At 59.9% G+C, this 11,446-nt stretch carries 12 protein-coding genes and 1 pseudogene; 4 read left to right on the top strand and 9 right to left on the bottom strand.

The genetic code is table 11. From position 1 onward, the window contains the following. Positions 1-42 precede the first annotated feature (42 nt). From BMZ91_RS10220 to BMZ91_RS10210, 3 genes are all read right to left on the bottom strand, one after another. Positions 43-372: a sarcosine oxidase subunit delta gene (locus BMZ91_RS10220; RefSeq protein WP_092838070.1), complete on the bottom strand. Its 330-nt coding sequence runs from the start codon at positions 370-372 to the stop codon at positions 43-45. Positions 373-461: 89 nt separating this feature from the next. Beyond that, complete coding sequence (locus BMZ91_RS10215) at positions 462-710, bottom strand: hypothetical protein (protein ID WP_092838067.1); 249 nt, start codon at positions 708-710, stop codon at positions 462-464. A gap of 169 nt (positions 711-879) precedes the next feature. Next, positions 880-2,124: a sarcosine oxidase subunit beta family protein gene (locus BMZ91_RS10210; protein ID WP_092838064.1), complete on the bottom strand. Its 1,245-nt coding sequence runs from the start codon at positions 2,122-2,124 to the stop codon at positions 880-882. A 214-nt stretch (positions 2,125-2,338) separates the two neighbouring features. On the opposite strand from BMZ91_RS10210, the gene ccmI reads away from it, so the two are divergent. From ccmI to BMZ91_RS10195, 3 genes are read left to right on the top strand one after another with little or no spacing between them, the layout of a single operon-like run. Next, positions 2,339-3,571 carry a c-type cytochrome biogenesis protein CcmI gene (gene ccmI, locus BMZ91_RS10205; protein WP_092838061.1) on the top strand — a complete coding sequence of 411 codons (1,233 nt, stop codon included), beginning with the start codon at positions 2,339-2,341 and terminating at the stop codon, positions 3,569-3,571. Next, complete coding sequence (gene ruvX, locus BMZ91_RS10200) at positions 3,568-4,044, top strand: Holliday junction resolvase RuvX (protein WP_092838058.1); 477 nt, start codon at positions 3,568-3,570, stop codon at positions 4,042-4,044. The genes ccmI and ruvX overlap by 4 nt, the downstream gene beginning before the upstream one ends. After that, complete coding sequence (locus tag BMZ91_RS10195) at positions 4,041-4,277, top strand: DUF1289 domain-containing protein (RefSeq protein ID WP_092838055.1); 237 nt, start codon at positions 4,041-4,043, stop codon at positions 4,275-4,277. The genes ruvX and BMZ91_RS10195 overlap by 4 nt, the downstream gene beginning before the upstream one ends. Positions 4,278-4,295: 18 nt before the next feature. On the opposite strand, the gene BMZ91_RS10190 is transcribed toward BMZ91_RS10195, so the two are convergent. After that, positions 4,296-5,087 (bottom strand): hypothetical protein, encoded by a 792-nt coding sequence (locus BMZ91_RS10190; RefSeq protein WP_092838052.1) that lies wholly within the window; start codon positions 5,085-5,087, stop codon positions 4,296-4,298. A 162-nt stretch (positions 5,088-5,249) separates the two neighbouring features. Further along, positions 5,250-6,266 (bottom strand): tRNA dihydrouridine(20/20a) synthase DusA, encoded by a 1,017-nt coding sequence (dusA, locus tag BMZ91_RS10185; RefSeq protein ID WP_092838049.1) that lies wholly within the window; start codon positions 6,264-6,266, stop codon positions 5,250-5,252. Between the two features lie 306 nt (positions 6,267-6,572). Between dusA and BMZ91_RS21435 the strand changes: the two genes are divergently transcribed. Further along, positions 6,573-7,229, top strand: coding sequence for a hypothetical protein (locus BMZ91_RS21435; protein ID WP_177193833.1), 657 nt, complete (start codon positions 6,573-6,575; stop codon positions 7,227-7,229). Here BMZ91_RS21435 and BMZ91_RS10175 read toward each other — a convergent pair. From BMZ91_RS10175 to BMZ91_RS10160, 4 genes and pseudogenes are all read right to left on the bottom strand, one after another. Then, positions 7,154-7,369, bottom strand: a pseudogene (locus BMZ91_RS10175) (IS30 family transposase); the annotation flags it as partial. The gene BMZ91_RS21435 and the pseudogene BMZ91_RS10175 overlap by 76 nt on opposite strands. A 279-nt stretch (positions 7,370-7,648) precedes the next feature. Beyond that, complete coding sequence (locus BMZ91_RS10170) at positions 7,649-9,064, bottom strand: amidase (protein WP_092838043.1); 1,416 nt, start codon at positions 9,062-9,064, stop codon at positions 7,649-7,651. A 69-nt stretch (positions 9,065-9,133) separates the two neighbouring features. Continuing rightward, entirely contained in the window at positions 9,134-10,504 is a 1,371-nt protein-coding gene (locus tag BMZ91_RS10165) for a short-chain fatty acid transporter (protein ID WP_092838040.1), read from the bottom strand. Positions 10,505-10,544: 40 nt separating this feature from the next. Continuing rightward, positions 10,545-11,270 (bottom strand): sulfite exporter TauE/SafE family protein, encoded by a 726-nt coding sequence (locus tag BMZ91_RS10160; RefSeq protein WP_092838037.1) that lies wholly within the window; start codon positions 11,268-11,270, stop codon positions 10,545-10,547. Positions 11,271-11,446: the final 176 nt, after the last annotated feature.

Below are 11,446 nucleotides of genomic sequence, written 5' to 3'. Positions count from 1 at the left end.
TGGCTGCGGTGAGAATTTGAGTATTTTTGCCAAGAAGAAGGATCATGAGAACTCTCTCCATGTCCAGCCCGGGCGTTTTGCGGTGATCGCCTCGCGGATATGTTTGGGCGGCTCATGGGTCTGGGCGGAGTATGTGCCGTAGACCTCAAGCGTCATGGTATCGCGGGCCGCGAGAAACCATTTGCCGCAGCCGTTGTTGTGGCGCCAGCGTTCAAAATGCACGCCCTTGGGGTTTTCCTTGGCGAAGAGGTAGCCCTGAAATTCCTCATCCGAGGAGCCGGGGCCGAAACGTTTGATATGCGCCTCGCCACCGCCGTGAAATTCGGTTTCTTCGCCACGCACGCCGCAGCAGGGGCATTCAAGGATCAGCATTTTAACATCCTTTCGCAGGCAGGGGGAACGCATGGCAAAGGCGGGCACCGCGAAGTACCCGCCTTTGTTGTCTACGTGAGTGGTGGTCGTTATTCGACGACAGCTGTGCCGTCAGTTGGGGTCGGTTCAGGATCAACCGGCACTGCGACAGAGTTGGCACCTGCGCCACCCGGATGCTGGACAGGGGTCGATCCGCCGCCGAGGCTGCCGATGAGCACGAAAAGGCCGAGGATCGCAATGACAACGAGCAACGCAAAGGGGCCGAGGCCGCTACGGCTCTCGTCAACTGTGCTGTGCGGATAAGTGCGGTTGTGTTGTGTTTGATCATAGTCGGACATTGGGTGTCCTCCTTTCTGAAGCATAGAAAGGATGAGCGACCAGGGACGATCTGAGAAGGCTGAGCGGAAATCCCCGGTTGATTTGGGCCAAACTCCGCGAATTGGGCAGGTTGGCCTAGGCCAGATTCCGCCCAAACAGCCCGAATTGCGGAAGAACGCAAACTCGCCATCAATGCGCAACCCCCGCCGCGACAGACTCATCAATAAACCGGCCCTGATGGAAGCGATCGAGGCCGAAGGCGTCGGTCAGGGGCGAGTGGCCCTTGGCGATCATTTCGGCAAAGCCCCAGCCAGAGCCGGGGATCGCCTTGAAGCCGCCCGTGCCCCAGCCGCAGTTGATGAACATGCCATCCACCGGGGTTTTGCTGAGGATCGGCGAGCGATCACCGGTCACATCGACAATGCCGCCCCATTGGCGCAGCATCTTGAGGCGGCTGACCATCGGGAAGGTCTCGATCAGGGCGCGCACGGTTTCCTCTATATGGTGGAAAGAGCCGCGTTGGGTGTAGTTATTATAGCCGTCGGTGCCGCCACCGATGACCATTTCGCCTTTGTCGGACTGGCTCATGTAGCCATGCACGGTATTGGCCATCACGACGCAATCCATGCAGGGCTTGATCGGCTCCGAGACAAGCGCCTGAAGGGCGACGGATTCGATCGGCAGGCGGAAGCCGGCCATTTCGGCAAGGTGGCCCGAATGCCCCGCCACCACGACGCCAAGCTTGTCACAGGCGATATCGCCGCGATTGGTGCTGACGCCGGTGACGCGGGCGCCGTCGCGGGTGATGCCGGTCACTTCGCATTTTTGGAGGATATGCATGCCCATGTCAGAGCAGGCCCGCGCATAGCCCCAGGCCACCGCATCGTGGCGCGCCGTGCCGCCGCGGGCCTGCCAAAGGCCGCCAAGCACCGGATAGCGCGGCCCGTCGAGATTGATGATCGGCACGATTTCCTTGACGCGGGCGGGCGAGATGAACTCGGTCGTGACGCCTTGCAGGGCATTGGCATGCGCCGTGCGCTGATAGCCGCGCACCTCGTGCTCGGTCTGCGCCAGCATGATCACACCGCGCGGCGAATACATGATGTTATAGTTCAGATCCTGGCTCAGGCCCTCGTAGAGCGAGCGCGATTTTTCGTAGATCGCCGCCGAGGGGTCCTGAAGGTAGTTCGAGCGGATGATCGTGGTGTTGCGCCCGGTGTTGCCGCCGCCAAGCCAGCCCTTTTCAAGCACCGCCACATTGGTGATGCCAAAGTTCTTGCCAAGGTAATAGGCGGTGGCAAGGCCATGCCCGCCCGCCCCGATGATGATGACATCGTATTTCTTTTTCGGCTCGGGCGAGGCCCAGGCACGCTCCCACCCCATGTGGTAACGCAGGGCTTCGCGGGCGATGGCAAAGGCGGAATAACGTTTCATGCACGGCCTCAGGACTAGTGGATTCGCAGGCATCCCTGCGGCTGCGACCGTAATGCGCCGCGCCGGGGTTGAAAAGGATACTCTGGGCGGCGATTTGCACATCAATTGCGACATTGCGACATCTGGGCGCTGCCTGTTGACGGGGGCGTGACCACTTGACCCTTTTTTCCCGGTGCGCGCGCCGTTACATGGAACCTGCAAGAGGGGGAAAACCATGGGTTTCTGGATCATCGTCGCGGGTTTGGCCATCGCAATCGGAGCGGTTCTGGCGCTGACATTGTTGCGCGGGCGCGTCGGCGATGCGCCGCCTGCCGCCTATGACCTTCAGGTTTACCGCGATCAGCTAAAAGAGGTGGATCGCGACCTTGCACGCGGCGTGATAAGCAAGGATGAGGCACAGCGGTTGCGCTCGGAGGTATCACGCCGGATTCTGGCGGCAGATGCGCAATTGCGCGAGGGCGGCGAGGATGGCGGCCAGCCGCGGATCGCGGGATGGCTGGCGGCGGGGCTTATCATTGCGGTGATCGCGGGCGGCGGTGTGTTGATCTATGCTCAGGTCGGCGCGCCGGGATATGGCGATTTGCCGATTGCCAAACGGATTGCCGCCTCGGATGCGGCGCGCGCCGAACGTCTGTCGCAGGACGCGGCAGAGGCCCGCCTTGGACCCGTCGAAGAAACCATCCCGGAAGGCACAAGCCAGGATTACCTCGCACTCATCGAACAGCTGCGCAAGACCGTGAAAGAGCGCCCCGAGGATCAGCAAGGTCTGCAATTTCTGGTTCGCAGTGAGGCGGCGCTTGGCAATATGGCGGCCGCACGCCGCGCCCAGCAACAGCTTGTTGCGCTCAAGGGCGATGCGGCGAGTGCCGCCGATCACGCGATGCTGGCCGATCTGATGATCAATGCCGCGGCGGGCTATGTTTCGGGCGAGGCGGAAACCGCCCTGCGCGAGGCGCTGCGGCTTGATCCGCGCGAGCCAAGTGCGCGATTCTATCTCGGGCTCTATCTTCTTCAGGTGGACCGCCCCGATGGCGCGTTTCGCACCTGGGAGGCGCTGCTTGAGGAAAGCACGCCAGATGCGCCATGGGTCGCCCCGATCCGCGCCCAGATCGAAGAGCTGGCGGCGCGCGCCGGGGTGAAATATGCGCTGCCCCCCGTCGGTGGCCTGCGCGGACCGACCAGCGAGGATATGGACAATGCCGCCGGGATGACCGCCGAGGGGCGTCAGGACATGATCCGCGGCATGGTTGCCGGGCTGGCCGAGCGTTTGTCGACAAGTGGCGGCAGTGCCGAGGAATGGGCGCGGCTGATCAACGCTTACGGTGTGCTTGGCGAGACCGACAAGGCGCAACAGGTCTGGACCGAAGCGCAGGTGGTATTCGCCGCCAATCCGGCGATGCTTGATACCCTGCGCGCCGCCGCCTCCAATGCCGGGATAGTCGAATGATCATCGAGGATATCGAGAGGTTCGACGCCGCATTGGTGCCAGGGCGCCCTCTTATCGGGCTGGATCTCGGGGAAAAGACCATCGGGGTTGCGATCTCGGACCGGCTCTTGTCGGTGGCAAGCCCGCATGAAACGATCCAGCGCAAGAAATTCGGCCTTGATGCCGCACGCCTGCTTGAGATCGCAACCAGCCGCGAGGTCGGCGGGCTTATCCTTGGGCTGCCGCGCAACATGGATGGATCAGAGGGCCCGCGTTGCCAGTCAACCCGCGCCTTTGCGCGCAATCTGGAGCGGCTGACAGATCTGCCAATCGGGTTCTGGGACGAGCGGTTATCGACCGTGGCGGCCGAAAGGGCGCTCCTGGAGGCGGATGCGTCCCGAAAACGTCGCAAGCAGGTGATCGACAATGTCGCGGCGGCCTATATCCTTCAGGGAGTACTGGATCGTTTGCGACATGTGAGGACAGCGCTTTGACCGATGAAACCCCGTGGAAACGCAATGAGGTCGATTCGCCCTGCGTCAAGGTCTGCGTGGTCCATCCCGAAGCGCGGATTTGCACCGGCTGTCTGCGCACCATCGACGAAATCACCCGCTGGTCGAAAATGCCCCCCGAAGAGCGGCGCGAGATCATGGCCGCCCTGCCCGACCGCCAGCCGATGCTGCGCAAACGCCGCGGCGGACGCGCCGCACGGTTGTCACGGGGCTAGAATTTTCGCAGAAGATTCTTAAGGTAGCGCCAGCCAATCGGCGAGCGACTCATCGCCAAATTCAGGACGGAAATAGGCGATCATCCGGCCCTCTGGCGGGGCGAGCGCTTTGGCACCCCAAGGGGCCACACCGTGCAGCGCTATGCGATGGACAAGACAAACACCCCCGACCGCCATCGGCAGGGCCACGCGCAGGCAGGTTTCAAACACCTCGCGGCGTGTCGCCTGATAAATCCCGGTCAGGTCAATAGCGCCCCAGTCCTGCGGCGCCACCCCCTTGAGAGCCTCGGCAAACGCCCGGCTCATGATGTGGTGGCTGCCCTCCCAGACCACGAGCGGGCTGGCCTCGGGCGCGCATTCGGTCAGCGAAATACCTAGAATATAGGCGTGACGCTCGCGCAGCATCCGATGGCGCTCGGGACCGATCGCCAAAAGCCCGTCAACATGCGCCGCATCTCGCACAAGGCGATAGCGAAACGCCGCCTCGCTTTCGCCTGCACGTGGCCGGGGATAGCCGGGGTAGATCACCGAAACCTGCGCCTGGTGGAGCGGCAATGCCCCGTAAAGGCCGCGCGCCACGCCATACCCCGCGCCGGTCAATGGCCCGCTTTGGGCCACCGCCCCGGTCGCATCATTGGGCAGGCAATCCACCCCGACAAACCATGTGCCCTCGCATTGCAGGCTTTTGGCCGCCTCCTCGGGGTCATTGATCCGCGCCAAAGCCGCCGCCCGCGCGCATTCGGCCCAGGCCAGAACGCGCGGCTCTGGCGCAAAAACCGCCCAGCCCTTATCGAGAAACGCCTTCACCACTCAGGCCCCTTGCGCCGCTGAGTCACCGTCAAAAACATGGGAAAAGTCGACCCTCGCGTCAAAGCCGTGCCAGCCATCCCCTGCGCAAGCGTTCCGGTGCGGGCTGTGGTGATCAAAACCATCGCCATTTTCCCTAACAACCGCCAACAGGTTGGCCACAGGTTACGTCGCCCCAGCATGTGACGCCAGTTCGATTTCGGCCAGGGCATGTTCCAGCAAAGCCGGCCCCGCAGCGGGCCGATGCGCCCCCTCCGAGAGCATGCGCCGCCACGCGCGCGCGCCCGGGCGTCCCGCGAACAGGCCGAGCATATGCCGGGTGATCTGGTTGAGCCGCCCCCCTGCCGTCACATGCGCCTCGATATAGGGCAGCATGGCGCGCACCGCGCCTTCTGCCGTGGCATCCGGGCCGGTCCCGCCAAAGATGCGCCGGTCGGCCGCGGCCAGAACATCCACCGGCTGATGATAGGCCGCGCGCCCGACCATCACACCGTCCAGGCCCGCCTCAAGAAAGGCCTCGACCTGATCCAGCGTCGTGACCCCGCCATTGACCGACAGATGCAGCGCCGGAAACAGCCCCCGCATCTGTTGCACAAGCTCGTAATCCAGCGGCGGGATGTCGCGGTTTTCCTTGGGGCTCAACCCCTGAAGCCAGGCCTTGCGCGCATGGATGCTAAAGCGCCCGACCCCGGCGCTGGCCACCCGCGCCAGGAACTCGGGCAGCACGTCGCGCGGCTCCTGATCATCCACCCCGATCCGACATTTCACAGTTACTTCCACAGGTTGCGCGGCGATCATCGCGGCGCAACACTCGGCCACCAGGCCCGGATTTTTCATCAATACGGCCCCGAATGTGCCCGATTGCACCCGATCACTCGGACAGCCGACATTGAGGTTGATCTCATCGTACCCGGCCTCAAACCCAAGCCGCGCCGCCTGCGCAAGCTCCTTCGGGTCCGATCCGCCAAGCTGCAACGCCACGGGATGCTCTTCGGGGGCGTGATCGAGCAAATGCAAGGCGCCCCCACGCACCAAGGCCGGCGCCGTCACCATCTCGGTATAAAGCAACGCCCGCCCCGACAATTGCCGGTGCAGATACCGGCAATGCCGATCTGTCCAATCCATCATCGGGGCAATAGAGAGGCGCGCAGCGTTGGATATGCTGGAAGTATTTGTTTTCATTGAATTCATTTTCAACCAGCAACATGCCGATTCGCGTCAATTGGGGGCGATTGGCGGTTATTTCGACAGCCGGGACTACAATGTAGGCCGACTTGGATGACATGTAGTCCCATTTTTCGCCGTTCTATCACGGTCTTCGAGAACGCACAAATACAGCAAATCGGGTGGCAAAGATTGTGCAATCTGACGCCCGAGGAACACGAATGCAACTGTGCTTGGGTTCACGCCAAGGCTGGCGTTTCCGTCTCAAAACAATCGGTCCGATCTACTGCCCAGGACACCTTAAGGAAAGTAGAGGATCGAGTGATGGGCATTATCATCGAACGAAAACGTGCTGATGGCACGACAGGCTATACGGCGCAGATCCGCAAAAAGAAGGCGGGTAAAACAGTTTACAGCATGTGCCAGACATTTGATCGGAAGCAGGCGGCTGACACCTGGCTGAAGAAGACCGAAAAAGATCTCCTCAATGGCACACGTCTGCCGCAACTACGGCAGCGAGAGAAAACTCTGGAGGAAGTCATCACACAGTATGTCACCGACTTTGGCGCGAACATCGGCAAGACCAAGGCGCAATGCTTGGGCGCCTTCAAAAAGATGGATATCGCTAGGAAAGCTTGCAGTGATATCGATGCCACCATTTTAGTGGAACTTGCCCGTTCTCTCAAGAAAGGGCGCAAAGCTCAGACCGTTGGCAACTACATGATGCATCTATCAGCTGTTTTTTTTGTGGCGTCGACCGCCTACAATGCCGATTTGAAAGAAAGTGAAATGCGCAAGGCATTGAAAATCTGCAGAAAGCTGCAATTTATCAAGAAAAGCGGCAGTCGGTCTCGCCGTCTTTCTCTCGATGAACTCGAAAAGCTCATGACGTATTTCGAATGCTCTTCCCAGTGCCCTGGTACAGCACGACCCTCGACCTCCGCGGGCCTTTCACTGATCGATACAGCATCTTTGATTTGACCGTGACCATTGCGTTTGAGGCTTGCGTGTCTGGAGCGGCGGACCGTGCGTTTGGCGAGCAAATGCTCAAGCAATTCCTTCTTCAGCACGCCGCGCGCTTGAATATAAAGGCTTCGATAAATCGTCTCGTGTGACACTTGTTTGTGCGCCTCGTTGCCAACGACCCCAGATTTCCGCGCGCTGCTCAGTTGAATAATAAATCCTGCGCCGATACTTCATTTGAAACACTCCATCTCTTCCTAAAGATTAAAGTGTTGCCTCCACCTGTTGAGATCACCGGACTTTTCGGACGTTGACTTAATTTTTCTTTCAGATCAACGATCAAGCGTCGGCAAGAGTGCGTTCGGCCTTACTGGATCGCCCATCCATAGAGATTTTGATCTTGGCGTCAGTCCGAGCGGTCAACCAGCGCGCCGCTTTCAGGTCTTATGCATCTCGGCAATCTGCGGCCATGGGCGAGCGGCCTCTAATTTCTCAGCCAGATCAAGTACAAGGTCATCCTCGAACCGTCGCCCGACGATCTGAAGTCCGACTGGCATCCTCTCCTCCCCCCTCCCGCAGGGCACCGAAATAACGGGGTGCCCCGTCAGGTTGAACGGATAGGTCAGAACCCAACCCAGCAACGGGTCGATCCTGTGCCCATCAATGTCGCTCGGTGGTCCATCCTTCTGGTGGAAGGCCGTCACCGCAGTGGTCGGACAGATCAGGGCATCGAAACTGGCAAACATGCGGTACATCTCCTGCCAGACCTTGTCGCGGATCTTGGTCGCCTGGCCGAGACGCATCATCGTCAACGCCCGCCCCTGTTCGATCAAACCCTGCACGACCGGGTCCAATAGCGCAAACTCGCGCGGGGCCAAATCTCCGTAAAGCCCGGCCAGTTTGGCGCACCACAGATCCATGAAAATGGCCTCGGTCTCGTCGGGCAAAACAAGGTCAAACTCCTCGACATGACAGCCGAGCGATTGGAAAATCCCGGCTGCGGCTTTGGTCGCGGCCAGCACATCCTTGCGGACCGGAAATAGGCCAAGCGTGGCGCAAAAGGCGAGCTTCACATTGCTCAGCGGGGTCTTGCACCAGAGTGCATCCGCCGCCACGTCGGGCACGGAATACATTGATCTACCCTCAGGCCCCGCCATCGCCCGATAGAGCAATGCCGCGTCACCAACTGTTCTGGCAATCGGGCCGTTGTGCAAAAACGGCGAGTGGCTGAAGAAGCTCTGCGCGACATCCGGTACGCGTCCGAATGTCGGCTTAAATCCTACCGCGCCACACAGGCTTGCCGGAATCCTGAGTGAGCCTGCGCCGTCACTGCCCTCTGCAAAAGGCACTAGACCCGCCACCACCGCTGCAGCTGATCCGCCGCTCGATCCTCCTGCGACACGGCTGATGTCCCAAGGGTTTGACGTGGACCCGAAAATGGCATTGTCGGTCACCGCCTTGTGGCCGAATTCCGGGGTGTTAGTCTTGCCGATGACGATGGCGCCCTTTTGTTTCAGGCGCCGCACAAGGTCGGCATCTGCGTCCGGGATCCAATGCTCAAACAATCGCGAACCGCGTGTCGTTCTGATCCCGGCAGTGGGGGTCAGATCCTTCAAGGCGATGGGCAGTCCGAAGAGCGGGCGCGAGCCCAATTGATCCGGACCAAAACTACGATCCAGATCATCCGCCGCCATCAGTGCCAGATCGGCGCTGATGGTACAGAACGCGTTGATGTCGCGATCATGGGTTTCGATCTTGGCAAGGAATGTTTCTACAACCTCCCTGCAACTGATCTCGCGCGTGCGAATGAGGCGTGCCAAATCTTGCGCGGACAGCCGGGTGATGTCATCCATATCACTTATGCCGATCCATTGTTGTATTGCCGTCGGGGCACCGGCAGTACCGGGACCCCGTGATTTTCGTCACATGATAAGCAGGATACCACCGATCAACACACCGCTGACCAACAGCACCGCCGCCGTGTATCCCATGATGTCGCGAATACCCAAACCCGCGATGGCCAACATCGGCAGGGTCCAGAACGGCTGAATCATGTTCGTCCATGCTTCGCCCCATGCGACCGCCATCGCAACGCGAGGCATGTTCGCCCCGAGTTCATTGGCAGCGGTGATCATGATCGGTCCCTGAACGGCCCATTGCCCGCCGCCAGACGGAACAAAAATATTGACCAGACCAGCCCCAAGGAACGACCAGAACGGCAGGGTATGCGCGGTCGATATCGACACAAAGCCACTGGCCAGTGCCGCGGCGAGGCCGGTGCCGACCATCATTCCCATGATACCGCCGTAAAACGGGAACTGAAGGATGATGCCATAAGCTGCCTTGGCTCCGCCCTGAAACGTCCTACTGTAGGCGCGCGCATTGGGCGTCAGGATCAGACCCAGAGCAAAAAAGCTGAGAATCACGGTGTTGAGCGTGACTGCCCCACCACCGATGAAATACGACAACAGGTAAAGCGCTGCCAAAGCCCCCAAGAACAGAGTGACAAGTCGGCTTGTCTCCATGCGCTCGGCCGGGGACGAGGCGCCCTGCCCACTCGGCCCTGTGGGATGATTTCCGCTGGCGGATTCGGTGCTCGGGGCGGCGGATGGTTCAAAATCATTGTCCAGTTCCCCGGCCGCATCGGGAATGCTTTGACGTACGCCATCGGCCTTGGGACGCATCATCACATTGACGATCGGGATGAAAATGGCCAAGGCCAGAATGATAACCAAGTTGGTCGGAGACAACAACGTGTCGGCGACCGGGACGACGCCCATTTGATCCTCCAGGAAGTGACCGGGTGTTGCGATGATGGTCGGGATCGCCCCGCTATAACCGCCATGCCAGACCAGGAAACCCGAATAGGTCGCGGCAACGACCAGCGGATAGTGAATCCGGCCACGATGCACGATCCCCATCTGCCGCGCCACAATTGCCCCTGCTACCAAGCCGAATCCCCATGAAAACAGGCTGCACGCCATCATGACTAACGTCGTCAAAATGATGACCTGCACCTCGTTTTTCGGGATATTCGCAAAAGCCACCAGCGCATTATGCACAAACGGCGTATGCGCCAGCGCGAACCCCGTCGCCAGAACCAGCGTGGATTGTGCGGTAAAGGTCAGGATTTTGAAAAACCCGTTGCCCCAAAACTCGGCCACCGCCGTTGGCCCATAGCCTTGAGCCATCCCAAGCAAGAAGGTCAGCGCGCTCAGTAGAAAGACGAAAACGAATGCGTCCGGCAAATATCGCTCAGCGATCCTTGTGAAAAAACTTGACAGTACTCTCATGATTATTCCTCCCGTTACATGAGTTTATTCGGTAGTGTCGTTAATCTGACATGAGCGTCGACCCGACCAGATATGCACCCGTCACCAACATGAGCGCGTAGATCAGCGCCATGAACACCGCAGGATTAATCCGCCGGAACAGCCATTGACCGGCCATCACGCCAACCGCCGCCGCCGGCGTCAGGTAAAGCGCAGTGGTGAATGTCGCGCCCGCCGCCGATCCGGCTAGGATTTGCAAGATCAGGATCAACGAATAGATAAACAGGAAAAAAACCAGCGATGTGCTGCGCAGCGCACGCGGCGCCATACCCGTGCCTGCAGAATAAACCAGCAAGGGCGGTCCCGGCATCCCAAGCCCCCCGGTAAGAATGCCTGAAAGCCCGCCAATGATCATGTCCCGCATTCCGGTGCGCACAATGCGAAACCTCAGAATGATCAGGAAAGTCAGCGTCAGCAAAATGCCCCCGATGGCCGCGCGCAGATAATCCGCGTTGGCGACGAGAAAGATCAGCAATCCTACCGGGGCGCCCAGAAGACTGCCCAATACCAATTTCTTGCACAGCCCCCAATCAACATCCGCTATCAGCTTGGGCAGAAGAACCGCCGAAATCAGAATCGACAGGATGATATTGATCTGGATCGCGTCCGAGGCAGCAAAGACCAACAACAGAAATGGCGTCGCCATCACCGAAAACCCGAACCCGGTGCAAGCCTGCGACAGCGCGGCGACGACAACGATCAGGTTTGCTGCCATTAGATCAGACATGGCCGCGACCTTTGCTGTGGTTCTGAAACGGCAGGCTAATGCGGGGGGCTGTCACTGTCTCACTCCCGCCCATCCAGGCTTGCGATCCTGTACTTGTAGGAGTTGAGCAATCGCTTCAAAGGTCGGCGCACTTCGTCATCAGAGCCATTTTCTGGACGATACAGCAAACTATTTCG

The organism is Roseovarius lutimaris (assembly GCF_900115165.1).
In the GTDB taxonomy this organism is placed as follows: Bacteria; Pseudomonadota; Alphaproteobacteria; order Rhodobacterales; family Rhodobacteraceae; genus Roseovarius; species Roseovarius lutimaris.
The sequence above is the reverse complement of the archived record's forward strand: the minus strand, read 5'-3'. Positions and strand labels throughout refer to the sequence as shown.